We start from the raw sequence: 24,725 nt of genomic DNA, 5'->3' as shown, positions 1-24,725 counted from the left end.
GACAACACCCGTCCCTGGCAGTCCCGACTGGTGGGCGAGCCGGCCGTCGGCTCCCACCCATCGGCGCGGGCGCCCCCGATGGACGGTGACCGGTTCACCGGGACGGCCTTGAAACTCATCGATGAGGTCGGGGCCCAGGCGCTGACGCTGCGGATGCTCGCCGACGCCGACGCCCTGGACTCGGGCACGGCAACGCTCTACCGGCATTTCAACAACAGGGACGAACTTCTCGCCCTGGTCGCCGACAGAATCCTGGGCGAGGTCCACGTCCCGCCCGAGGAGAGGGCTCAGAGGGCTCAGAGGGCTCATTAGCGGTCCCAGCCGTCCGGAAAGCCGCTCCGCCTGGTCAAGTCAAGGCCGACTGCGCAGGTCGGCGATGCAAGGGGGAGGCGGAGCGGGTCGGGGGATCGGCCCACCGAAGGGTGCCCCGCTGTGCGGGCGGACGGCTCACCGACCTCCCTGGCCGCAACCGTCGCCGAGCCCCGGGAAAGACCCGTTCGGCCCGTTCGGTGACGGACCGGGCGAGCCTGCCGGAACGATGGGACACACCCTGGTGCCCTATGGGATGTGGGGGCGCCGGGGGTGGGACTGCCCGCGTCCGCCGTCGTCGCGGCGGTAGCGGTGCCTGTCGGTGCCGGTCACCCTCGCCCAGCCGCGGGCCTTCCTCGAACCCGAGGGAGCCGGTCCCGCGACGGGCATCCCGGAGCGGCCGTAGTGGAAGGCGGCGATGCGGTCGCTGTGCTGCGAGTTGAGCCGGTGGATGAGGAACGCCCCGAGGATGATCACCGCAGTGATCACGATCATGGTTACGAATGTCTCCACGGTTCTCACCTTCCCATCGGCTGATGCGGCCTCGCGGCCGTCACGGCCGGAAGCCGCGAACGTACGACCGAATCCCTGGGCTCATGTCCCCCTTCGTAGTCCCAGACCGCTTCCAGCGCCCGGTCGGCCTCGTGCACCGCCCGTAGGCGCGCCGCCTCCTCCATCAGCCGGCTCGCGGTCGACGTGCCCAGTGGGTCGCTCGCGGCGGCCATCAGCCAGGCTGCCGAGAGGGCGGGTGTCCGAGGCGGGATCACCAGGAGGTTCCAGCGGCCCGTGCGGTACGACAGCAGCAGCAGTTCGTGCGGGTCCTGTTCGGGCAGGAACCAGCCCACCTTCACCACATGCCCGGCGACGGGCACATGGCGTGGAACGACCGGCCAGTGGATGGGGTTGACCGTGACCCGCGTGATCCGCCCCCACAAAGCGTCCAGTACGGCGGTCAGGGAGGGGAGTTCCGCCTCGAGATCGCGGGAACGGGGCCACCATGCGCCGTCCAGGAGGGCCGGTGCGGGACGGACTCGAGCCAGCCTCAGCCGGAGAGAGGACGAGGAGACCGGGTCATCGGCTCTGGCTGTCGGCGGGAGGGAAATGGTCGCGGTCATGGCGCAACCCTGCCCCGGGCCGATCTTGACCGGCCCGGAATATTCGATCGCCGAAAACGACACGAGCTTGGAAGCCGGTGCACGAAATATCCTCGGTAACTCGAGCCTACTCCTCGGGCTGGTCCAACGAACCGCGCGGGCAGAACCGCACGGGCAACGCACAAACGGTCCCGTGTGCCCCTACCTGGAACCACGTCCCCGGGGACCGATCAGCCTCGACCCAGACACATGAGCCCGAAGTGCGCCCGCCCGGTGGTTCCCTGGCAACGCTCGCTCATGTCCGTTGGCTCGGGCCCGTTCGCTCGGTGCCGGTGTCGATGAGGATCTGTTCGGCGCACCTCCCACTACCGGCGCGGACGGCCTCAGCCATGGCGGCGCGCGCGGCGTCGGGCGTCGCGTGGGGCGGAACCACGAGGAGGGAGAAGAGATCCTGCTCGCCCCGGGTGATGAGGACGGTGTCGTCGCCTGCCGGGAAGGAGTCGATGTGGACGACGCGCTCGTCGATGGTCATCCGCGTCGGCAGCTCTTCCCAGGCACCGGTGTCCAGGCCGACTCGCGTGACGGGCCCGAGGTATTCGGTCAGCGCAGTGATCAGGCTGGGGAGTTCGGCGGCGATGTCGCGGGAACGAGGCCACCACACCCCGTCGAGCACGCCGTGGCGGTCGTGCTTCGTCTCCAGTCGTACGACCGCTGTCCCGGGCCGCACGGCCTGGTGGACGGCATCCGGCAGGAGCCTGGTCACCCGCGGGGAGTCGGATTCGACCATCGCACTCGCCTGCCTACGGGGAACGAGGGGACCGGGGGGATTCCTCGTCTACACGGTACTCCCTGGCCGACAGCGGCCGGGGAGCCACCAGGTCGCCCTCGGGCGCTGCGATGCCCGAGGGCGTAGTAGGCCGACGCAGTAGTGTGAGATCCAGAGTGTGAGAGGTCTCCGGCTTGCCCCAGACGGGCACATCGAGACCGTCTCGGTCAAGCGTGAGGGCCGTCGGTGGGTCGTCGTGCTCAGCGTCGAGCAGGACCAGCCGGAGCCGCTGCCCGCGATCGACAGCGTCTGGGCATCGATCTGGGCATCGATCTGGGCATCGCGAACTTCCTCGCCGACTCGGGCGGCGATTTCATCCCCAATCCGCGCCACGGGCGTAAGGCAGCCACGAAACTCGAAGCCGCGCAGCAGGCCCTGTCCCGGTTCCCGCGCCGCAAGGCCAAGGAGCGTACCGCCAACCACCAGCGCACTGTGGAGAAAGCCGCCGAACTGCACGGCAAGGTGCGTCGTCAGCGCCTCGACCACGCGCACAGAACCGCCCTCGGCCCGGTCCGCGCGCACGATGTGATCGCGCACGAAGACCTCAGGATCCGCAACATGAGCAAGACCCCCGCACCACCCAACCCCGACCGGGCAGGCTTGTTCCTGCCCAACGGGGTCCGCCGCGAAGGCCGGGCTCAACAGGTCGATCAACGACGCCGGTTGGGGGTGTTCCTGACGATCCTGCACGCCAAGGCTGAAAGCGCCGGACGGGAAGCGATCGCCTGGACCCCCGCAACACCTCCCGCACCTGCCCCGAATGCGGGCACACCGCCAAGGAGAACCGGCCCGCACAGGAAGCAGTGCTCTTTCGTCGCACAGTCATGATCGGTGGAGCGCCGTGGGCATGCGGCCTCCCACGGTGACCATCCTGGCCATCGGCGGGCTGCTGGTACCGACCGTCGCGGCCATGCGCCAGGTCCACCGGTTCGACGCACCCCACGCGTGACGCATCGCCCGGCCGCAGCCGGGCCGTGCCTGGCAGGGCCGGTCACGGCCGAATCGCCCGCGGTGGCAGCCATGGGCTGCCGCGGGCGCCACGCGCGCGCGGCGATGCTGTTCAACCGCACCGGTTCCGCGGCGGACACCACCATCCGCTGAACCGACCTCGGCCCGACCTCGGCTTCCGCCGGCGTGCGCAACGCCTGGCCCCGCACCGCCGCGGGATCGTTCGCCACCGGCTACACCACCTCGGTCCCGGCGAACGACGCGCTGCCGCTGACCGTGTCCGGCACCGAGGCGTCCGGCGCGACGTGACTGGACATCACGTACACCGGCGGGAGCAGTGACAGCAGCACGGCCTGTAGGGCCACATCCGGGTGAGCGGCCAGTACGCGCACGTCGTGGCCTTCCCGCCGACCGGCTCGGCCACTACCTGACGCCCGGTCTCCGTACTCGCGCACCCGGCCAAGGGCGCGAACACCGTCGGTTTGCCCGGGGTCTCCGGCGAACGCAACCGGACCTTCACCCAGACCTCGCGCGGTGAGCTCGTGTTCTACGGCAACAAGTGCCGCGACGCCGACAGAGATAGGCCGTCGGCTGGGCTGAGCCGGGCTCGCCGGCTCCCATGCGTGCCGCACATCAGAGCGTGGCGAGAGCGCGGTAACGCTGAACGCCACGACGACAGCACCATTGTCGCTCGGTCGGCAATGCAGGCCGTATTTCGTGAGCACATCTCTGGCTCTCCGTCAATTCAAGGACGACTTGACCAGCTTTTCCGGACCGCGTCAAGGCTTGAAAGTAGGTGAAGGGTCACCCCTTTCACACGCACCACGGAGATTGCATCGCGGACTAGAATCGATCGACAGGGCCGGTGTTCGGCCCCAGTCGTCATGCCGAGCTGTTTTCCAATGAACCTCGGTCAATTTCCTGTTCAAAGGGAAGGAAGAAGTGCGTATGAGCGCTGTGCATGGAACGACCGTGGACATCGCTACACGAGACGGCACAGCCGATGCCTACCTGGTGCGTCCCGAAGGCTCCGGCCCGTTTCCCGCCGTCCTGCTTTACATGGACGCCTTCGGGGTGCGCCCACACCTGAAGAAAATGGCCGACCGTCTGGCCTCGGCGGGGTACTGCGTCCTGGCACCCAACGTCTTCTACCGCCACGGGCCGGCCCCGGTGATCCAACTGCCGGACTTCGTCGACCCGGTCACACGCCCGGAACTCTTCCAGCGCCTCGGACCGCTCATCCGGTCCCTGACGCCGGAGGCGGCCATGCAGGACGCGGACGCCTACCTGTACTGGCTGGCCGAATGCCCGACGACCAAGGGCGGACCGGTCGGCGTCACCGGCTACTGCATGGGTGCCGGCTTGGCGCTGCGCACGGCCGGTGCCCATCCGGACCGGGTGGCCGCCGCGGCAGGCTTCCACGGCGCGAACCTCGCCTCCACCGCGCCCGACAGCCCGCACCTGCTCGCCGACCGCATCGAGGCGGAGCTGTACTTCGGTCACGCCGACCAGGACCGCGCGCTGCCGCCGGAACAGGTCGAGCGTCTGAACGCGGCTCTCGCCTCGGCGGGCGTACGCCACCGCTGCGAGGTATATGCCGACGCACACCACGGCTTCACGCAGGCCGACACCGCCGCATACGATCCCGCAGCCGCGGAACGCCACTGGGTGGCGCTGCTGGACCTTTTCGCACGCACACTCTGATGCGCTGAAACAAACAGGCGCCGCAATGCGAAGGGATGCGGTTTCCGTATAACCGGCCGGCACCACCACCGGTGAAATTCGGGTGAATAAATCCATAGCACACAAAATTGCATCCCGGTCGGTAGTCCGGGGCGCAGCCGGTCACCATTTCTTCATTTCGCCTGGTTGCGTCAATCATCCTCTCCTGCAAAGAGGCCCAGTGTGCTCCCTCGTACGAAACCAATTGCACTGGGAGTACTTTTGTCTGGGACACGTATCGTCATCGCCGGCGGCGGTCTTGCCGGGATGACGCTGGCCCACTACCTGAACCGGCACGGCCTGGACGTGGCCGTCTACGAGCGTGACACCGGCATCGCCGCCCGCGAGGCCGGCTACCGGATCCACATCAACTCCACCGGCACCTCATCCCTGTACGCCGCCCTGGAGCCGCGGCTGTGGGAGCTGTTCCTCGCGACCTCCGGCATGCCCGACGACGACATGCTGCTGTTCGACGAACAGCTCAACCTCCGCCCGGGCCGCGACAAGTCCGCCACCGAAGGCATCGGGGTGCCCACCGACATCCCCGAGCACCTGGTGGTGTGCCGCTCGACGCTGCGCCGGATCCTCTACCTCGGCCTTGAGGAGGCCGTGCACTTCGGCGCCAAGGTCACCGGATACCGTTCCCACCCGGACGGGACCGTCACCGTACTCCTGGACGACGGGGAGACCGTCGAGGCCGACGTGCTGATCGCCGCGGACGGCATCAACTCCGCCGTACGGGCCCAGAGGCTGCCGCAGGTGAAGGTCGCCGATCTGGCCGCGCGGCACATCGCCGCGAAGGTTCCGATCACCGAGGAGACCAAGGCCAAGCTGCCGGCGCAGCTGTTCAACACCTTCTCACTGGCCTACGCCGCCGACCGGACCGGACTCACCCTCGGCCCGCTGGAGCGCAGCAACCCCGGCTCTCCGCTGGTCAAGGAACAGGACCCGGACTTCCAGGACGAAGCCACCAAGAACTACGCGCTGAGCATCTTCAACTCCGTCGCGAGCCGCATGATGCCCGACGCCGAGCTGTTCACCGCCACTCCCGAGCAACTGAAGGCGTACGCGCTGGAGCGCGTGGCCTCCTGGCATCCGGCCCTGGTGGAGACGGTCCGGCTGTGGGACACCGCCACCGTGCAGCCACTGACCCTGCGCAGCTGTGTTCCCGCCCGCGCCTGGGAGCCCTCGAACGTCACGGTGGTGGGCGACGCGATCCATGCCATGAGCCCGTCCTTGGGCATCGGCGCCAACACCGCGCTGCGCGACGCGCACGTCCTCGGCGAGGAGCTGCTCGCCGTCGCGCGAGGCGCCAAGGACCTCCTGGACGGAATCGGCGCGTACGAAGACGCCATGCGTGACTACGGCTACAAGGCTCTTCGGATGTCCGCGGCGGTGGGCGAGAAGGTGATCGGCCACCTGCCGCTGCCCGAGTAGGCCGGGCTGAGGACCGGCTGATCCCGCCGGAGACGCCCATGGTGGTGATGCGCCGCACACCACGGCCGTCATGCCGGGCACACCACACCACCACAGGCGCCGGCCGAGGGCGTTGGACCGTTTCGGGGCGAGGTCGAGGGCACGGCGGGCTCCGCATGCCGGTCCTTGGAGGAGAGTGACGATGCCAGAGTTGCGCGATACAACCTTGACAGTTGTATCGCGCAACTCCAGGATGGCGTCATGGCGGCCAGGGACGAACCCCTCGATGCGATCCACGAGTCGATCATCCTGTTCTCCCGCAATTCCAGGGCGCGGGCGAACAACATGTACGACGGCCTCTCCTTCGTCGCGTACACGATGCTGTCGTACGTACGCGCCGTCCCCCAGCCGACCGCCTCCGATCTGGCGGAGCGGTACGGCCTGGAGAAGTCCACCGTCAGCCGTCAGCTGTCCCAGCTGGAGGAGCACGGCTTGCTGCGCCGGGTGTCGCATCCGTCGCGGCCCAGGACCAAGTTGCTCGAACTCACCGACACCGGTCGCGACCGCCTGGCCCGCGTCAGGCAGCACCAGCGCAAGGCGCTGCAGGAACGGCTCGGCCGGTGGCCGGACGAAGACGTCGAGACGTTCAGCCGCCTCCTCCGGCGGTTCGTCACGGAACTCGACTGACCGCCATGACAGGACGAACGGAGACACGTATGCGCCTCGGCACGTACTTCCACCGGTACATACCCCGTCGGCTCACGCCAGGGCTCGTGCCGACGACGGGCCGGCGGTGAGGACCGTGCTGTACGCCGAAAGCCTTCGGCCCGCTGCCGTGTTCGACCTCGGCAGCGCCAAGGTCTCCAAGGAGGAGATCCTCGATTTCGGCCGCCGCTTCGACCCGCTGCCCCTGCACACCGACGAGGACGCGGCAGCCGGAAGCCGCTTCGGGGGCCTCATCGCCAGCGGTTTCCATACCGCGGCGATCCTGCAACGTCTCGTGGTGGACACGGTCTTCTCCCGTGCCGCTGTCATCGCGGGCCGGGAGATCAGCTCCCTGCGCATGCGGGCGCCCGTCCGGCCCGGGGACGTGCTGAGCGGCACGATGGAGATCGTGGAGATCCGGCCCCGCGACGACGGCACAGCCGTGGTCCGCAGCCGGGGCACTCTCACCAACGACACCGGCATCGTCGTCCTGGAGGTCCACGGGGAGACACTCTGGGAACACCGGCCGACGAGCGGGAGCGGAGGCGGGGCAGCCTGACGGACCGGAGTGCCGCGGTAACCGGAGGGGCTTCCCCAACCCGCCCATGCCCCGCCCGCGTCGGCGTCGGCCCGCCGCCCTCCAGCGGACGTCGACGGTCTGGCAGACACTCGCCACCAGGGCGGGTGCCGACGGGGGCGGCCACACGCGGGCGGACATGCGGTCGATCGTCGGCTGCGACGGAACAAAGGCATCCTGACCGCCGGACTCGACCTCGACGACCTCGCCCGCGTCCGCGCCCGCTTCGACCTCGACACCACAGGCCACTACGCCCGCCCTGACATCTTCGCCCGCCACGTCGACGAATCCCCCATGCCACCGTCACCAAAGGCTGACCGGCCGCAGAACGGCTGTGCAGAACCCGTCCGGCGCCCGGCGGTGCGGGTGATGCCGATGGTGCCGCCGGACAGAACACCACCGATCACCACGGCCACCACTGGCCGGCGCAGCGAGCCCTCCCCGTCCGCACCGGCCTGGTGCCGCGGCCCGCCCCGTCCGCACCAGGTCGGTCGCTTCTGATGGCTCTTGGTCGGAGATCATCCGGCCGATCAGCGCCGCGCGAGGTGACTCGTGAGGCGCCTGCCGCCTCACCGGACTCGTCCGTAACCACTCACGAACGGCTTCAAGAGCCCTCAGAAACGGCCTAGCCGCGCTGCCCTGTCCACACGGACTGGCCGCAGTGACCTGTCCGCGTCGAGCCGGCCCGACGACCGGGCCGGTCTGCGCTCAGGGCGCCAGTCGGCCCCGACCACGCTGCCACTGCCCGGCCGGCATCCACTTCACCGTCCTCACACCGATACCCGTTCCCTTTCCGCACGTTGGACAGCGGTTGTCCGTTGTCCAACGAGGCGGTTGGATCGGGCCGGGGGCGATGTTCACCCGAACGGGAGGCACCCGATCCGGAAGCCGGCTCCGGAGCGTCTATCGGGGTGGTCAACTGTCAAGGGGGCTGTGGTGGCGTGGTCGACGGGGTTGCTCGGGTTCGTCGCGGGGCTCCTGATATCGGTGGCCACCTCGCCCGTGGGCGTCTCCGGAGCGGTCTTCCTCCTGCCTGTGCAGGTCAGCGTCCTGGGCGTGCCGAGCCCTGCGGTGACCCCGACGAATCTCCTGTACAACGTCGTGGCCGGCCCCGGTGCACTTCTGCGTTACTGGCGGGCCGGGCGCCTGGGCGGCCCGCTGACCCGCCTGCTCATCGCGGGTACGGTTCCCGGCGTCGTCATCGGAGCAGTGATCCGTGTCTTCGCCGTTCCGGGTCCGCGGGTCTTCCGCCTGCTCATCGCCGCGCTGCTGCTGCCGCTCGGCCTGTGGCTGTGGCTGCGGACCTTGCGCCCGACACCAGCCCGCGCCGACCGCCGGCCGTCGCCCCGCGCGACGATGTCGCTGGCCCTGGCCGTCGGCGTCGCCGGGGGCATCTACGGGATCGGGGGCGGCTCCCTGCTCGGCCCGGTCCTCGTCGGCCGCGGAGCACCGGTGGCCACCGTCGCACCCGCCGCTCTGGCCTCCACGTTCGTGACGTCCGTCGTCGGGGCGCTCACGTACGCGTTGCTCTCCCTGGCCGCCACAGGCGACATCGCTCCCGACTGGATGCTGGGCCTGTCCTGCGGGGCCGGGGGCCTGGTTGGCGGCTACGTCGGCGCCCGTCTCCAGCCGCTACTGCCCGAGACCTGGCTTCGGCTCCTGCTCGGCACCCTCGCCTCGGGCGTCGGCGCGTTGTACGCGGTCCAGGTCTTGCGCTGACCGCGCGTGGCCCGTCCCCGAGCGTCGAGCGCGCTGTCGCGAACAGTGAACTGCCGCCACGGTGCCGACGGCCTGACGCCTCGCCAACCGCTGTCGAAGTCGGACGGCAAAGCGGGTTGCGAAGCGCTGGTGACCGAGGCGGTCAAGGCCCGTGCCACGGCCGAGTCCGAGAGATGGCTGCCGCCCGCCTGTCCACCGAGCGCTGCGACATCCCGGCAGCCGACGTTCGCGACCGCCGCGCCTTGCCGGGCCTCTTCTTCGCCTCTTCTATCGACGGGCCCACCACCGCACCCTCGACCTGACCGCCGCCGGGCGTGCCGCGCAGTCCCGTTCCCTGCGTGCAGGACGGGGCCCCTACCCGGTGTGCGGTGGTAGAACGGGGCCCTGATCGGCACTGCGCCAGGCATCAGAGCGCGGGCCGAACGAAGGCACACAGATGGGGAGTTGGGCATGGCGGCAGAGAACATCGACGATGTCGTGGACGGGCTTGCCGGGGTCGTGCGGGAGGCCGGCCGCGCCGGTGACCGGGTCGGGTTTTTCGCGGCACTGTACCGACAGGTGACCGTTGAGGTCCGAGCGGGCATTCACAGTGGGCTGTTCGACGACGGCGCCCGAATGGACCGTTTCGACACATTCTTCGGCAACCGCTACTTCGACGCGTACGACGCCTGGCGCCGTGACCGGAGCGGGCCGCGTTGTTGGCGCGAGACATTCGGGCTGCTGGACGACGCCGACACCGTCATCGTCCAGCACCTGCTGCTCGGCGTGAACGCGCACATCAATCTCGACCTGGCCGTCGCCGCCGCGCGAACCGGCCCAGGCGAGGCCATCCACGCGCTGCGGCGCGACTTCCTGCTGATCAACGACATCCTTGCGCGGGTGGCCCTGGCGGTGCAGGACTCGGTCGGCGCCCTGTCGCCGCTCATGTCGCTGCTGGATCGGGTCGGAGCCCGCACCGACGAGCAGATCCTCGACTTCAGTGTCCGTCAGTCCCGCAAGGAGGCGTGGCACAACGCCGTCCTGCTCGCCGGCCAGAACGAAGAGGAGCGTGAGGCCACCATCGAGCGGCTCGACATCCGGGCCGCCGTGCTCGCGCGGTTGATAGCGCGGCCGGCCGGCCTCGTCCGGCCTGCCCTGCAGCTGATCCGGAGCACCGAGAGTGATGACGTGTCGGCCGTCATCACTCATCTGGACAACGCAGTCGGGTGACCTCAGCCCGGCAAGAGACGAGGTGGGACCCGGCAGATCGACATGGCGCCGTTCCGAACCTCCCGAAGGACCAGGACGTGCACCCTGAAGCCCGGGCTCGCCCCGGTCACGGGGCTCGGACCTGTGTGTCCGCCCATGCTTCGGCGCGCACATGGGCGAAGTCGAGCACGACACAGGCGGACATCAGGGAGACCGGCGTCGTCGAGTCGGTACAGGTCCGCGTCGTACGGTCGGCCCCAGGCGCCGCCCGCGACCAGATCGGAAACCCGGCAGTGGGTCGCTGGGCAGCATCACGTAGGACCTGCCACCAAACCCGCTGAATCCCATGCCCCGCAGGCCGGTTCTCCCCTCCCCGTACGTTTCTGTATCTGTCTGTATCTGTCTGTACCTGTCTGTACCTACGGCCGGGATGTGATGCCGGAACCGGTCGGACCGACGACCCCTGCCGCCGCGTACCAGGCGGTGGGCGGTCGTCGGCCCGGCTGCTGCGGCGGTGGTGGCTGCCTGCTGCTACGACGCCGAGGCGGTGACGCCGTCAGGGCTTGGTCGGCTTCACCTTCCTGTCGGTGCCGTTCACCCGCACAGTCACCTTCTTCTGGCTCCGCGCCCGGTCGGCCACGATGTCGTACGACGTGACCCTGCCGTTCCGCCACTCGCAGCTGACCTCGTAGCCGCCGCGGGCGCGCAGGCCGGTGAAGGAGCCCTTGGCCTTCCAGTCGTCCGGGAGGGCGGGCAGGAGGTGGATGACTCCCGCGTGGCTCTGCAGGAGCATCTCCGCCACCGCGCCCGAGATGCCGAAGTTGCCGTCCATCTGGAAGGGCGGGTGGTCGCAGAACAGGTTGGGCAGCGTGTTGTAGGTCAGCAGTCCACGGAGCATGATCTGGGCGCGTTGCCCATCACCGAGGCGGGCGAAGAGCGCTGCCCGCCAGGGCCAGGTCCAGGAGCGGCGGCTGTCACCGGACACCGTCGCGGCCGTGAACGGGACACCTTCCTTCTCGCCGCACCGAGCCTTGAGCGAGACGAGGGCGGCAGCCGCGAAGTCGCTTGTCCTCGGGGTGATCTGGCGGCCCGGATAGACCGCGAAAAGGTGCGAGGTGTGGCGGTGGATGTCGGTGGGGCTGTCGATGTCCTCCTGCCACTCCTGCAGTTGGCCCCACTTACCGATCTTGTTCGGTGCCAGGCGTGCCTGCATGTCCGCGACCTTGGTCCGGTAGGCGGGGTCCGCCTCGAGTGCCGCTTCACAGTCGAGGTAGTTCTGGAACAGGTCCCAGATGATCTGCTGGTCGTACATGACGCCGTCCTCGCGCGGCCCGTGCTCGGGGGACCAGCCGTCCGGCGCGACGAGAAGTCCGTCCTCGCGCTCCTTGAGATGGTCCTCCCAGAACTCGCAGATCTCCTTGATCATCGGGTAGGCGAGAGTGCGGAGGAAGTCCGGGTCCTGGGTGAACGCCCAGTGTTCGTAAAGGTGTTGTGCGTACCAGGCGCTCGCGACGGTGTTCCACTCCCACGCGTTGCCGCCGAAGACGCTCTGGCTGGTGCGGGCGGTCCAGCCTCGCGTGTCCTTGCCGAAGGCGTTGCGGGTGGCCACGCGGCTGGGCACCGCCACCTGCTCGATGAACCCGACCAGTGCCTCATGGCACTCCGACAGGTTCGTCGTCTCGGCGCCCCAGTAGTTCATCTGGATGTTGATGTTGGTGTGGTAGTCGGAGGCCCACGCAGGCTGGTTGCTGTCGTTCCACAAGCCCTGGAGGTTGGCGGGCAGGCCGTTGGGGCGGGAGGAACTGATCAGCAGGTAGCGGCCGTAGTCGAACATCGACTGTTCGAGGGTTGGGTCGGCCCCACCGGCCGCGTAACGCGCCAGCCGGACGTCGGTCGGCAGAGCGACGACGTCGGAGTCGGAGGTGCCCCAGGCGACCGAGACACGGTTCATGAGCTCCCGCGTCTCGGCGGTGTGCTGGGCGCGCAGCTTGTCGTAGGGCCGCCGGGCCGCCTTGTCGAGCGTCTTCGCGACGATCGGCTCCGGATCGGCTCCGCGCCACCCGGCGACGGCGTCGAGCCTGTAGTCGGTACGGGCGTCGAGGAGCAGCGTGAGGGTCGTGCAGTCGCTGAACCGAAGCGTCGATCCGTCTGCGCGGAGTTCGCCGTCGGTGTGCACGGCCCGGACGGTGCACGTGTGCTTGAGGCCGTTGCCCATGACACCGCTGAAGGCGATCTGTCCGGCTCGGGCGTCGACGGTCGTCGGGGCGTTGTCCTGTGCGGACGTCAGCGATATCGCTCCGGAGAGTTTCCGGGCGCCGTCCGAGGTGTACCGGAAGACCATGACGTCCGCGGACCGGCTGGCGAAGGCCTCGCGCAGGACGCGCCGTCCCGGCGCGCCGAAGCGGGTGACGTGGACGCCTTGCACGAAGTCGAGGCTGCGCTGGTAGTCGACGACCGTCCGCTGTGTGCGCGTGTCGAAGCCCGCGCCTTCCAGCGCGATCTCCGCGATCTGGAAGCCGTCGGAGGACGCGCCGGGAGTCAGGGTGAGCCGGTAGACGCGGTAGGCCGTCGTGTTGGTGATCCGGAAGGTGCGGGTCTTGCCGCGGTCGGCGAAGGGCGCTCCGGGGTTCTGCGTGTCGAGGGTCGTCCAAGCGCGCCCGTCCTGCGACGCCTCGAGTACCCATCGCCGAGGATCGTCAAGCGGACGGTCCGGGGCCGCCGTCAGCGCGTACGAGGTGACGGCGACCGCGCGGGGCAGATCTGCCTGCCAGACGACCGCCGGTGCGTCGGCGTCGACCCGCCAGACCGTGGCCGGATCACGGTCCGCCGAACTCGAGATGTCCGTGGCCCGGGACCCGGCCCTGGCACCGGACCCCTTTGAGTGCCCGCTCGGCGACGACAGGTACATCGAACCGCCCCCACCGAGGTCGACGCCGGACAGGCCGACCTCGCTCACCTGGAAGTGGCTGACGCCCGCCCTGGGGACGAAGTCGAACCGGTAGAAGCGGTAGGCCGCGGTGTCGTCAGTGGTGAATTCCTTCGTCTGGAAGCGGCTCTCGAAGGGCGCATCCAGAGTGCGGCTGTCCAGCGTGGTCCAGGTGGTGCCGTCGGCGGAACCCGAGAAGGTCCACTCCTGCGGGTCGCGCTGCGGAACGTCGTTGGCACTCGTCAGACGGTAGGACGCGACCGCGACGGGTTCGGGGAGCTCGACCTGCCACCGCACCTTCGAACCGGGCCCTTCGATGCACCACTTGGTGCTCGCATCACCGTCGTACGTCCTGTCGACTCCCTCCGACGATGAGCTGCTGTACGGTCCCCCCGGGGCCGTGATCTTCGGAGTCGAACGGGAAGCGAAGGTGACAACGACGTCACCGAAGTTCCGGTACGAACCGAAGCCGGTCATGCCGGTGTCGAACTCGCTGTCCGGCTTGCCGGCGAGAGCGTTGTCGTAGTTGTTGATCCCTCCCCACAGACTCTGTTCGTTGAACTGGATGCGCTCCTCGTCGGGATCGGCGAAGAGCATCGCACCGAGTCGGCCGTTGCCGATCGGCAGGGCCTGCGACTGCCAGTCCGCGGCGGGAACGCGGTACTTCAGCGTCTTGCGCGAAAGAGTCGGCCGCTGGAGGGCTGCCGACGCGTCGGTCCCTGCGGCGACGGCTTGCCCCACGGGTGTGCCTCCGGTCAACTGAGTGATCAAAGGTGCGAAGGCGAGGGCACCGCCGAACTTGAGCATGCTCCGCCGCTGCGGTTCGGATTCATTGATCACAGTAAGGTTTCCTGGCTCATACATCGGCTCTTTCATAGAGAACTGATTGTCACGCCCGACACCTGCCATAAGCTCGATCATCGTCGCCGGTACATAGATCGGATGTCTAGAGGTGGGTGCCATCGAGTGGCCTGACACCGATCACCGAGCGGGCGCGAGGCCCGACGGCCCCGTCGCGCAGCCCGCGTGCCGGTTGGCACGGCCCTCCGCCCCCTCGACCAGGCCCTGCGTCAAGTCGGTGCCCCTCCTGGCGGGTTGGATCGCCTGCACCGAGTCGCCGAGGCGAGATCGACGGCGGGCCGCCTCGTGCCCTGTGCGCTGAACCGACCTGCGCTCCGCCCGAAGCCAGGGGCGGCCGCCCCGGCCGGTCCACGGGGCGGCGAAGGCTGTCGGTGACGCCAACTATGCTCCCGCCCATGAACGAGGACGACAGAGGACCCGGAAGACGAGTCGTCGACGGGCGCTTCGAGTTGGAGACCCGTCTCGGCGGTGGCGGGATGGGGACGGTCTGGCGGGCCAGGGACCTGGCACTGCACAGGCTTGTGGCCGTCAAGGAGGTCCGTCCGCCCGACCGGGACCTCGCCGAGTACGACCCCGAGGGCGCACGGACGCTGCGTGAGCGGGTGCTGCGCGAGGCCAGGGCCCTGGCCCGCATCGACCATCCGAACGTCGTCACCATCCACCACATAGTCGACGGCGGCGACGGCACCTACCCGTGGATCGTGATGGAACTGGTCAGTGGTGGCTCGCTGGCCGACCGGCTGGCCCAGGGCCCGATGCCGCCGGCCGAGGCGGCGCGGATCGGTCGGCAGGTGCTGGGCGCACTGACCGCCGCACACGACGCCGGTATCCAGCACCGGGACGTCAAGCCTGCCAACGTGCTGCTGCGCCCCGACGGTCGTCCCGTCCTCACCGACTTCGGTATCGCCGCGATCCGGGAGACGACCGGCCTCACCGCCACCGGCTCCGTCATCGGTACGCCCGACTTCATGGCCCCGGAGCGCATATCGGGGCACGAGGGCGGATCCGCCTCCGACCTGTGGTCGCTGGCGATGATGATGTACACCGCCGTGGAGGGCCACCACCCGCTGCGCCGCGGCACCACCCTGGCCACCCTCGCCGCGGTCCTCAACGACGACGTCCAACCGCCGGTTCGCGCCGGTGCCCTGGGCGACGTGCTGATGAGCGTGCTCGTGCGAGACCCGTCAGCGCGGCCGTCGGCAGCCGTACTGGACCTGCGGCTGGCCGAGATCGAGTCGGGGCCGGCCGCTCCGGCGGTGTGGGACGCGCCCACCTCGTATCCGCTGGTTCCGCCGTCACCCTCCGCCCACCCGGCCCCGCCGCACTCGGGCGGCTTCACGTCGCCGACCGCGTTCGCCCCGTCCGGCGTCACCCCCTCGCCGCCCCCTTCCATCGGGGTCGGCAAAGACGCTCCCGACCCGGCGCGTGCCACCACCGCCGGATTCGGCCCGCCGCCGTTCCAGGCACCGCCGATGCGGGCTCCGTATCAGCCGGTGACCGCCCCCGTAGGGCCGGTACGCCGACGCGCACCGCGCCTCGGCGTCCTGATGAGCGTGACGGGAGCCTCGCTCGCCGGTGCCCTGATCCTGCTCTGGTGGCTGCTGCCGTTGGGAGACGACACCCGCGACTTGGACACAGGTGCCTCGGACGCGGGCGCCTCGGCCACCGCCTCGGCCCCGAAGTCGACTGTCTCACCGGCCGACGCCACCCCGGCTACCCAGCAGCCGAAGGATGCGGAGACCGGCGGCATGCTGACTCCGGACGGCATCCGCACCGCGATCAAGGCGTTCGAGAAGGAGACGGACCGAGACATGTTCGGTGACTTCTCGGTCTACCCGGACTACGTGTCGGCCCAGCTCATGGTCGAGGGCAGTGACACAAGGTACGACACCTACACCTACCGTCCGGGGCAGGGGGTGGAGAAGGGCATCATCAAGGGCACCCTCGCCGGCGGCGAACAGCCCGTCAGCCTCGACGACTTCAACTGGGACAAGGTTCCCGCACTCCTCAAGGAGGCGGCGAAGAAGCTCAACGTCACCGATCCTGAGAACCGATACCTGCTGGTGAGACAGCCCAACGACATCTTCGGCACCCCAGCCGGAATCGCCGTCTACCTGAGCGACGAGTACAACCGGTCCGGATACCTGGAGGCCGACACCGACGGCAAGGTGACCCGCGTGATGCCCGCGGAGGACTGACCCCTCACAACCCGGTGTCACCCCAAGGGACTCCGGCTCAGGTACCACCCCGGCACCCCGGGGTGCGGTTGGACTCTCCGCCCCACGTCCATGGGTGCCGTCTTGCGGCGGACTCGCCCGCCCTCAGGCGGGCTTCGGCATGGGCGCGTTGTCCACTTCCTTCATCCGCTCGGACGTCCAGTGGTCCCGGACCTACTCCGGGTCCTGTCGTACATCGTTGATCGTGGTCCCCGAGTCCGGCTGCGGCTCGGATTCCGTGGCAGGGGCCGCGGTACGCCAGGCGGCCACCGCCACGACGGCGGCGCGGGCGACGGCCACCGCCCAGCGGCTCGGACCGCGCAGTGTGGCAGTCGTGTCGGTCCGGGCCAGTGGTCACGCCCCATGCGCCGCCGGTCCGAGACGGGCGGCCGCCGACTACAGGGCCTCTGTGCCACGGCGGCCGCTGCACACGGGAATCGACCGCGCACCCCTGACCTGAACGGCGGCACCGGAGGTGTCGGCCGGCTCATGGTCGAGCGCCTCGCCCGCGTCACCGCAGGCCTCCGGCGGCAGGACCGTGAGTGACCTCCTTGCTCAATAGCGCGACCGCCGAAGCAGCGAGGCGGTTGGCGAATATAATCTGGCTCATGTCGAAGCCTGACGAGCTGCTCGTTGACGTCGCCGCCCTGGTCGAGTCCGGGCAGAGCAATCAGATGTCCCTGACCGTGGTCACCGGTGGTGCTGTCATCACCGGTCGGCTGGCTCCCGAAGCAGTGTGGAGGCAGAGGGTGTCGGATGTGCTCATGGATTCGGACCGCTTGAGCGAGTTCTCCGCCGTCTTCGATACCCCCACGAAGAACGAGCCACCTACGCATCTGCACTTCCACGTCGCCCGGATCCTGCAGGGCACGGTGGGCATCCCCGAGACGGGCGGGATGTACCGGGTCGCGATCGAGGACGTCAGCGCCTGGACCATGGGCGACTTCAGCTACTCCGACCACTGAGCAACCGCTGCTGCGGGAATCCATTGCACACAGCGTGGGCCCGACCGGTGTAATACCGGTCGGGCCCACACTGCTGCTGAGGGGTCGGTTCGTGCCTGTTTCCTCGGTCAGACGGACACAGAGGTGCCGAGCATCGCGGAGGCTTTCTGGAGCGGGCTGAGGAGGCTTACGGGCGCGGCCTCGGGGAGGGGGCGGCAGGTGAAGCCCAGCTGAGTCATGGCCCGCAGGACTTCGCCGGCCGTGAAGTCACGGCGGTCCTGACGGGTGATGACCTCGCCGACCTGCTTGACGGGGTAGTGCCGGCGGCCGATGGTCACGGTCTCGCCGGAGCCCGGTTCGGGCTTGATGCCCTTCATCGACTCCAGCACACCGCTCTTGGTGAGCTCGAAGGGGAAGCGGGCGATGACGCAGCGCATGAGGCCTCACAAGGGATAGAGGGGAGGGTCCGACCAAGGATGATGCGGTTCAGTGGGCGAGGCCGACGACGCCGAGGGCGCCGCCTTGCATGTCGACGACCGGCAGGACACCGAGCCGGAGGTGGCGCTTCGCGTACTCGACTTCGCCCCTCGTGCTCACGGGCGAGGTGAACGATCCGTGGTCGTCGAGGATGTCGCGCAGGCGGACGCGATCCGTGTACGCCGAGCTTTCACGGACGGCGGTGAGTTCGCCCTGGGTGACCACGCCGATGTACTGGTCGTCCTGGTCGCAGACGACCAGTCGGCCCGTGCGTGCGGCGGTCATGACGGCCAGGGCCACCTCGACGCTCATGTCGTCACAGACCTGCGGTCCGGCCGCGTCCATGACCTCTACCGCCGTCCTGTGCACGGGGTTGGCGCCCGCCGGGCGGGGCTGCATCTGAACCAACGTCAAAAGGTGCCTCCTGCAGAGATGGGTCAGCTTCCTGATCACGAAGGTTCTAGGCCGCCGCGTCGTAGCCGGACTGGCGTACGGGCGCGCGCCGGGTCGCCGAAGCGGGGCGGCGGCGGCCTCGGGAGGAGGTGCTGCGCTTGGGGCGTTCGACCACCGGTGCGGTGATGACGACCGGGATGCCGGACGGGGCCTGGGCGCCGGTGATCTGGCTCAGGGCCTCGTCGCCCGAACGGACCTGGGTGGTCTGCGGCCGGATTCCGGCGTCCGCCATGAGGCGGACCATGCCGCGACGCTGGTTCGGTGTGACCAGGGTGACCACGCTGCCGGACTCTCCGGCACGGGCCGTACGGCCACCGCGGTGGAGATAGTCCTTGTGGTCGGTCGGCGGGTCGACGTTGACGACGAGGTCGAGGTTGTCGACGTGGATGCCGCGCGCCGCGACATTGGTCGCGACCAGCACGCTGACGTGCCCGGTCTTGAACTGCGCAAGTGTGCGGGTGCGCTGCGGCTGCGACTTGCCGCCGTGCAGCGCGGCGGCCCGTACCCCGCTGTTGAGCAGGTCCTGGGTCAGCCGGTCGACGGCGTGCTTGGTGTCCAGGAACATGATCACGCGGCCGTCGCGGGCGGCGATCTCCACGGTGGCGGCGTGCTTGTCGGCACCGTGGACGTGCAGGACGTGGTGTTCCATCGTCGTGACTGCACCGGCCGACGGGTCGACCGAGTGCACGACGGGGTCGGTCAGATAGCGGCGCACCAGCAGGTCGACGTTACGGTCCAGGGTGGCGGAGAACAGCATCCGCTGCCCCTCCGGACGCACCTGGTCGAGCAGCGCGGTGACCTGCGGCATGAACCCCATGTCAGCCATCTGGTCGGCCTCGTCCAGCACCGTGATGCCGACTTGGTTCAGTCGGCAGTCGCCACGATCGATGAGGTCCTTCAGCCGGCCCGGGGTCGCGACGACGACCTCTGCCCCGCCGCGCAGCGCGCCGGCCTGCTTGCCGATCGACATTCCGCCCACCACCGTGGCCATCCGCAGCCTGAGGGAGCGGGCGTACGGAGTGAGCGCGTCGGTCACCTGCTGGGCCAGCTCCCGCGTCGGTACGAGGATCAACCCCAGCGGCTGGCGGGGCTCGGCCCGCTGTCCGGCGGTGCGGGCCAGCAGGGCGAGGCCGAAGGCGAGGGTCTTGCCGGAACCGGTCCGTCCGCGCCCCAGAACGTCACGGCCCGCCAGAGAGTTCGGCAGCGTCGCGCCCTGGATCGGGAACGGCGCGGTCACCCCCTGCTTGCCGAGTTCGGCCAGAAGCTGCTCGGGCATGGCGAGCTCGGCGAAGTTCTCGACGGAAGGCAGCGCCGGGGTGATCGTTTCGGGGAGAGCGAACTCACCCTGCACCGCGGCGGGTCGGCGGCCGTAACCGCCGGAACGGGCAGGCGCGCCGGAACGGCGCGGTGCCTGCGAGCTGAAACGGCTGCCGCCCTTGGTGGCGTCGGCACTGCCATTGCGGGTGCGGGCGGAGCGGTTGTTCGTTCGTGTGCGGTTCATGCGGAACCTTCCTCGATGTGGCACATATCAAGGAATTCCCGCAGCGATGAGCGGCATGGAGAATTACAAGTATGGACCGATAGCGAAATAAAGCACATCCGGCCGGACGGGAATCCGCGCTGGCGCAGGTGCTGAAATGAGTGAGGCGCTGGAGGTGTAACTCGGGCGCCGACTGCGGCGTAGCCCTTCAGGATCCGCGTGGCATCCTGAAGGAGGGGCCGCGTGTGGTAAGAATGCGGATTCCTCCGCGTCGTCCCGCCGGTGACACCGCTGCGGGAAATGCTTGTAGCTGGGGCCCGCACCCCTAGGATGCGGGCCCCAGCTACAACGTGCGCGTCAGGCCGGAACGATGTTCTCGGCCGTCGGGCCCTTCTGGCCCTGCGCGATGTCGAAGTTCACCTTCTGGCCCTCGAGCAGCTCACGGAAGCCCTGGGCGGCGATGTTCGAGTAGTGGGCGAACACGTCGGGGCCGCCGCCGTCCTGCTCGATGAAGCCGAAGCCCTTTTCCGCGTTGAACCACTTAACGGTGCCAGCAGCCATGCCATATCTCCTTTGAGGGGGGGGCAGTACATCGAAATCCACACTGCGCAGATTCCGTGTCGCCGCGATGATTACCCCGTCCGGAAATGGCCGGAAATACAAAAGCGCTCCCACCGGCTGGAGCCGTGTGGGGCACTTGAAGTTTTGGGAACCACAACTGCAACTGACATCAGAGTAGCACGCTGCAAGGGGCTGCGCACGTTACATAATTCCACTTTGCTCATCGCGGCAAAAACTCTCACCACAGGGTCCGTCAAACTCTCACCTCACGAGTACAGATATTGATCCACTCGGAGTGCAACGTCGTCAGGAAGATCGGGGAACTGCCAGCAGCTCGTACCGACTTCCTGGGGACGTCCTGGGGAGCCGGATCCCACGGATACGACCGCTCCCCCGCCGACCGCCCGATACCCTGCGTCAGTGGTCGGGGGGCGACACCTGACCGCCCGTCTCGCGGAGTTCCACCTCTGCCCACACCCCCCTGGGCGTGCGCCCACCGCGCCGGGCGGGGCATTCGGCGGGGACGATTCAGGCGGTGGAGACGTTGTCGAGGTGCAGGGCCACGGGGACGGCGGCCACCTCGGCGTGCTCCAGGTGATCACGTTGAACGCGCCGACGGCTCCGCCCGTCGCGCCGCGCGGAACTCACCACATCGGCCGTGCGGAGCTCACCACGCCGACGGTCGTTTCGGCAGGATTCGGCAGGATCTGACGGCCGCCTCGTCAGGTCGACGCAGGCAGCCGGACGGCCCGGACTCAGACGCGGGAGGCGAACAGTTCGGCCAGGTGCTGGGTCGACACGTCGGCCAGGTCGTCGAGCTGGACTCGGCAGGACATACCGTCCGCCAGGAACACCGCGTCCGTGTGTGCTCGCACCGCCGGCAGAAGATGCGTCTCGGCGACCGCCACGCTGACCTCGTAGTGCCCCTTCTCCACACCGAAGTTGCCCGCCAGGCCACAGCATCCCCGCACCTTGGTGACGGTCGCGCCGGCCCTCTCCAGCAGACGCTGGTCGGTGTCCCAGCCGATGACCGCGCTCTGGTGGCAGTGAGGCTGCGCGACCACCTCCACGCCGGTCAGGTCCGGCAGGGGCAGGTCGAGGCGCTCGACCAGCTCCGCGAAGGTCAGTACCCCCGCGGCCACCACGTCCGCCTCCTGGGCGTCGCACAGCTCGCTCGCGTCGCTGCGCAGCGACGCGACACAGGACGGCTCCAGCGCCACCACCGGAATCCCAGTGCGGATGTAGGGCGCGAGCGTCCGCACCGTCCGGCTCACGATGCTCCGCGCCTGGTCGAGCCGACCGGTCGTGATCCAGGTCAGGCCGCAACAGGCGTCCTCCCGGATGACACGGACCGCGAGGCCGTGCGACTCCAGGAACCGGATCGCCGCCAGGCCGGACTCCGGGAAGAAGTGGTCGGTGAAGGAGTCGGCCCAGATCCACACGTCGGCCGACGCGTCCGCGGTGCGAGATGCGTACGTCGCCTTCCTGAGGGTGGGGGAGGCGAACTTCGGCACGGACCGCCGGTGGTCGATGCCCGCGACCCATTTGACCAGGCCGGCGAGCGGCTTGACGCGCAGGAGCACGTTGGCCGCCGACGCCAGCGGCGCGGTGAGCCGGGCCCACTTCGGGAGCTGTCCGAGGAACGTGTGCGACCGCGGTCGCCTCACCCCGGCGACGTCGTGCCGCTGGTGCAGCACCTCGGACTTGTACGTGGCCATGTCGACGCCGCTGGGGCAGTCGCTCGCGCAGCCTTTGCACGCGAGGCACAGGTCGAGTGCCTCCGTGACGGCAGGGTCCCGGAGACCACCGAGCAGCAGTCCACCGTCGAGCGCCTCCTGAAGCACCCGGGCGCGGCCGCGGGTCGAGTCCCGCTCGTTCCTCGTGGCGAGATAGGAGGGGCACATCACCCCGGCGGTCCTCGGCGCCACGCACGTCCCCACGCCGGTGCAGCGATGCACCGCGGCCCCGAGGTCTCCGTCGTCGTGCACCAGCCGCAGACCGGAACGCACCGGCGCCTGAGGACGCACCGGGCGCAGGCCGTCGGTGATCGGAACCGGGTCGGCGATGATGCCCGGGTTCAGGATGCCGTCGGGGTCGCAGACCGCCTTGACCTGCTGGAACAGGGTGAGGGACGCCTCGTCGTACATCAGTGGCAACAGCTCGCCGCGGACCCGGCCGTCACCGTGCTCCCCCGACAGCGTGCCGCGGTAGTCGCGCAGCCGTGTCGCACAGGCCGTCATGAAGTCGCGGAACACCCCGGCCGAAGCGGGCTCGCCGGGCTGGAAGGGGAAGTCGATGCGGCAGTGGATACAGCCGTCGCCGAAGTGCCCGTACGGAATGCCCTGAAGGCCGTGAGCTCGCAACAGTTCCTCGAAGTCACGCAGCCACGCACCGAGGTGCTCCGGCGGAACGGCGGCGTCCTCCCATCCCCCGTACGCCGGCGTCGCCAGCGACCTGCCCGCCAGCCCGGCGCCGTCCTCACGGATACGCCACAGCGCGGCCGCCTCGCGCGGGTCGTCGATCAGCCTGCTGTCCAGTGCGGCGCCGGCGGCGACTAGCCGCCGCACCGAATCCAGCGCGTCCTCGCCGGCCACCTCCGCGAACAGCCAACCACTTCCCCTCGGCAGGTCGGGAACCGGCGAACCCTTCTCGCGCACCAGATCGACGATGCGCGCGTCCATGCCCTCGCACGCGATGAGCCGACCCGGTACGGCGGCCAGCAGCGCCGGTACCGCATCGGCCGCGTCGGCCATCGTCGGATACCCGAGCACCAGCATCCGGCGCTCGACCCGGTCGTCGACCAGCCGAACGGTCGCCTCGAGGACCGTGGCCAGCGACCCTTCGCTGCCGACGAGGAACCGTTCGATGCGGCGCCGCTCGGGCAGCAGGTGTTCCAGGCCGTATCCGCTGACCTGGCGGCCGAAGCGGCCGAACTCGGTACGCAGATGGAGCAGATTCGCGTCCCCGACGGCCGCCAGACGCCTGGCGGTGGCACCGCCGGGCCGACCGCCTTGCTCAAGGGCCAGCTCGCCATTGCCGTACAGCACGCGCAGCGACTCGACGTTGTCCACCGTCCGCCCGTAGCCCAGGGCCCGCGACCCACAGGCGTTGTTCCCGATCATCCCGCCGATCGTGCAGCGGCTGTGTGAGGACGGGTCCGGTCCGAAGCGCAGCCCGTGCGGCGCTGCCGCGCGCTGCAGGTCCGCGTGCACCACGCCCGGTTCCACCCGGGCCGTACGTGCGACCGGGTCGATGTCGAGTACCCGGTCGAACCGGCGGGTGTCGACGACGATGCCGCTGCCGACCGCGTTGCCTGAGATGCTGGTGCCCGCACCCCGCATCGTGACCGGAACCCGCAGCTCACTCGCCACCTGGCGGGCCGCGATCACGTCCTCGGCGTTGCGTGCCTGCACGACCGTGGACGGGACGACGCGGTACAAGCTCGCGTCGGAGGAGTACAGAGCCCGTGCCAGCGGCGAGTCGTCGAACTCGACTCCCACCGCGCGAAGAGCGGCGGCGAGATCCTCACGGGATGCCGTCGACGAGTCCTTCGGGGTTTCTCCTGTCCCGGACTGTGCTTGAGTGGGCATGATCAAGACTAACCAACGCAGGGTAGTTCTTCGGCCTCGCGACTCACGCCGGCGAAGGAGAAGTCAGCGGCCGAGCAGCGGTGGCCCCGGCAGCCACGCTCCCGGCGCCGGCCTCGTTGTCACTGCGGGGCCCCGCTGCCGATCCGGACCGGCCCTGTCGGGAACCCAGCCGGGCGACCGTGTACCGGGAACTGCGGCACGTGGACTGGACGCCCTCGACGCGGCGATCGGCGGCCGGCTGACCGTCCGTGCGGATGCCCACAAGCTGTCCGGCTGCTCCACGTCGGCCACAGAGCCCTCCGGGGGTCAGGGGCGTGTTTCGACTCCGCCGGGGGTGAGGACCGGCTGCATCTCCGCCTGCTGGAGTTCGGCGAGCAGCTCGCTCTGGCCGGCGAGCAGTTCGGTCAGGATCCGGCGGGCGGCGCGTAGCAGTTCGGCCACGTCACCACCGGCGAGCGCGTAGCTGACGGTGGAGCCCTCCCGGATGGACACCACGATCCCCGACCGGCGCAGTACGCCCAACTGCTGGGAGAGGCTGGACGGCTCGATCTCGATCTCGCTGAGCAGGTCGCGTACGGCGAGAGGGCCGCCCTGCAGCAGTTCGAGGACCCGGATACGTACCGGGTGCCCGAGCATGCGGAAGAACTCGGCCTTGGCCTGGTAGAGGGGGACCTGCATGAGAATCGCTCACTCCCTGGCGCGTGACGGCTCTT

21 protein-coding genes and 1 pseudogene are annotated in these 24,725 nt (G+C 69.3%); 11 read left to right on the top strand and 11 right to left on the bottom strand.

Annotated elements, in window-relative coordinates; genetic code table 11:
* Positions 1-78: 78 nt before the first annotated feature.
* Positions 79-312: a TetR family transcriptional regulator gene (locus OG858_RS44315; RefSeq protein ID WP_086750123.1), complete on the top strand. Its 234-nt coding sequence runs from the start codon at positions 79-81 to the stop codon at positions 310-312.
* Between the two features lie 246 nt (positions 313-558).
* Here the strand turns inward: OG858_RS44315 and OG858_RS44310 are convergent, their stop codons facing one another.
* From OG858_RS44310 to OG858_RS44300, 3 genes are all read right to left on the bottom strand, one after another.
* Positions 559-822 (bottom strand): hypothetical protein, encoded by a 264-nt coding sequence (locus OG858_RS44310; protein WP_256960647.1) that lies wholly within the window; start codon positions 820-822, stop codon positions 559-561.
* A 5-nt stretch (positions 823-827) separates the two neighbouring features.
* Complete coding sequence (locus tag OG858_RS44305) at positions 828-1,424, bottom strand: DUF5994 family protein (protein ID WP_086750122.1); 597 nt, start codon at positions 1,422-1,424, stop codon at positions 828-830.
* A 274-nt stretch (positions 1,425-1,698) separates the two neighbouring features.
* Complete coding sequence (locus OG858_RS44300; protein WP_086750121.1) at positions 1,699-2,190, bottom strand: DUF5994 family protein; 492 nt, start codon at positions 2,188-2,190, stop codon at positions 1,699-1,701.
* A 225-nt stretch (positions 2,191-2,415) separates the two neighbouring features.
* Here OG858_RS44300 and OG858_RS44295 point away from each other — a divergent pair, with 225 nt between their 5' ends.
* The 8 genes from OG858_RS44295 to OG858_RS44260 all read left to right on the top strand — a co-directional run bounded on the left by OG858_RS44295 (position 2,416) and on the right by OG858_RS44260 (position 10,525).
* Positions 2,416-3,057, top strand: coding sequence for a transposase (locus OG858_RS44295; protein ID WP_306300400.1), 642 nt, complete (start codon positions 2,416-2,418; stop codon positions 3,055-3,057).
* A 306-nt stretch (positions 3,058-3,363) separates the two neighbouring features.
* Positions 3,364-3,486: a hypothetical protein gene (locus tag OG858_RS44290; protein ID WP_319273377.1), complete on the top strand. Its 123-nt coding sequence runs from the start codon at positions 3,364-3,366 to the stop codon at positions 3,484-3,486.
* A gap of 639 nt (positions 3,487-4,125) precedes the next feature.
* Positions 4,126-4,881, top strand: a complete 756-nt coding sequence (locus OG858_RS44285) for a dienelactone hydrolase family protein (RefSeq protein WP_086750120.1) — start codon at positions 4,126-4,128, stop codon at positions 4,879-4,881.
* A 240-nt stretch (positions 4,882-5,121) separates the two neighbouring features.
* Positions 5,122-6,336, top strand: coding sequence for an FAD-dependent oxidoreductase (locus tag OG858_RS44280; protein WP_143677323.1), 1,215 nt, complete (start codon positions 5,122-5,124; stop codon positions 6,334-6,336).
* Between the two features lie 240 nt (positions 6,337-6,576).
* Positions 6,577-7,002, top strand: coding sequence for a MarR family winged helix-turn-helix transcriptional regulator (locus OG858_RS44275; RefSeq protein WP_086750118.1), 426 nt, complete (start codon positions 6,577-6,579; stop codon positions 7,000-7,002).
* A gap of 115 nt (positions 7,003-7,117) precedes the next feature.
* The gene (locus OG858_RS44270) at positions 7,118-7,579 is read left to right on the top strand and encodes a MaoC/PaaZ C-terminal domain-containing protein (RefSeq protein ID WP_319065853.1); all 462 of its coding nucleotides are present in this window, start codon (positions 7,118-7,120) and stop codon (positions 7,577-7,579) included.
* A 954-nt stretch (positions 7,580-8,533) separates the two neighbouring features.
* Positions 8,534-9,316, top strand: a complete 783-nt coding sequence (locus tag OG858_RS44265; protein WP_086750854.1) for a sulfite exporter TauE/SafE family protein — start codon at positions 8,534-8,536, stop codon at positions 9,314-9,316.
* Positions 9,317-9,766: 450 nt separating this feature from the next.
* Entirely contained in the window at positions 9,767-10,525 is a 759-nt protein-coding gene (locus OG858_RS44260) for a DUF5995 family protein (RefSeq protein ID WP_086750853.1), read from the top strand.
* 71 nt (positions 10,526-10,596) lie between these two features.
* Here the strand turns inward: OG858_RS44260 and OG858_RS48415 are convergent.
* Positions 10,597-10,790, bottom strand: a pseudogene (locus OG858_RS48415) (IS5/IS1182 family transposase); the annotation flags it as partial.
* Between the two features lie 270 nt (positions 10,791-11,060).
* The gene (locus tag OG858_RS44255) at positions 11,061-14,270 is read right to left on the bottom strand and encodes a glycosyl hydrolase family 95 catalytic domain-containing protein (RefSeq protein WP_086750852.1); all 3,210 of its coding nucleotides are present in this window, start codon (positions 14,268-14,270) and stop codon (positions 11,061-11,063) included.
* A gap of 416 nt (positions 14,271-14,686) precedes the next feature.
* On the opposite strand from OG858_RS44255, the gene OG858_RS44250 reads away from it, so the two are divergent.
* Together OG858_RS44250 and OG858_RS44245 are read left to right on the top strand one after the other, a co-directional pair.
* Positions 14,687-16,489: a serine/threonine-protein kinase gene (locus OG858_RS44250; RefSeq protein WP_319264592.1), complete on the top strand. Its 1,803-nt coding sequence runs from the start codon at positions 14,687-14,689 to the stop codon at positions 16,487-16,489.
* Between the two features lie 626 nt (positions 16,490-17,115).
* On the top strand, positions 17,116-17,472 hold the full coding sequence (locus OG858_RS44245; protein ID WP_086747389.1) for a hypothetical protein: 357 nt from the start codon (positions 17,116-17,118) through the stop codon (positions 17,470-17,472).
* A gap of 107 nt (positions 17,473-17,579) precedes the next feature.
* Here OG858_RS44245 and OG858_RS44240 read toward each other — a convergent pair whose 3' ends face one another.
* The 6 genes from OG858_RS44240 to OG858_RS44215 form a co-directional block, all read right to left on the bottom strand.
* Positions 17,580-17,888 (bottom strand): SCO5918 family protein, encoded by a 309-nt coding sequence (locus tag OG858_RS44240; RefSeq protein WP_086747369.1) that lies wholly within the window; start codon positions 17,886-17,888, stop codon positions 17,580-17,582.
* A gap of 49 nt (positions 17,889-17,937) precedes the next feature.
* A complete protein-coding gene (locus tag OG858_RS44235) occupies positions 17,938-18,342 on the bottom strand; it encodes a CBS domain-containing protein (RefSeq protein WP_086747370.1) in 405 nt (134 codons plus the stop codon).
* A gap of 46 nt (positions 18,343-18,388) precedes the next feature.
* Positions 18,389-19,882 carry a DEAD/DEAH box helicase gene (locus OG858_RS44230; protein ID WP_319264595.1) on the bottom strand — a complete coding sequence of 498 codons (1,494 nt, stop codon included), beginning with the start codon at positions 19,880-19,882 and terminating at the stop codon, positions 18,389-18,391.
* A 336-nt stretch (positions 19,883-20,218) separates the two neighbouring features.
* Complete coding sequence (locus OG858_RS44225) at positions 20,219-20,422, bottom strand: cold-shock protein (RefSeq protein ID WP_030664939.1); 204 nt, start codon at positions 20,420-20,422, stop codon at positions 20,219-20,221.
* Positions 20,423-21,177: 755 nt separating this feature from the next.
* Positions 21,178-24,012, bottom strand: coding sequence for an FAD-binding and (Fe-S)-binding domain-containing protein (locus OG858_RS44220; RefSeq protein ID WP_328543826.1), 2,835 nt, complete (start codon positions 24,010-24,012; stop codon positions 21,178-21,180).
* 306 nt (positions 24,013-24,318) lie between these two features.
* Positions 24,319-24,690, bottom strand: coding sequence for an ArsR/SmtB family transcription factor (locus tag OG858_RS44215; RefSeq protein WP_086747373.1), 372 nt, complete (start codon positions 24,688-24,690; stop codon positions 24,319-24,321).
* Positions 24,691-24,725 lie beyond the last annotated feature (35 nt).

This window comes from Streptomyces europaeiscabiei, assembly GCF_036346855.1.
Classification (GTDB): Bacteria; Actinomycetota; Actinomycetes; order Streptomycetales; family Streptomycetaceae; genus Streptomyces; species Streptomyces europaeiscabiei.
The sequence above is the reverse complement of the archived record's forward strand: the minus strand, read 5'-3'. Positions and strand labels throughout refer to the sequence as shown.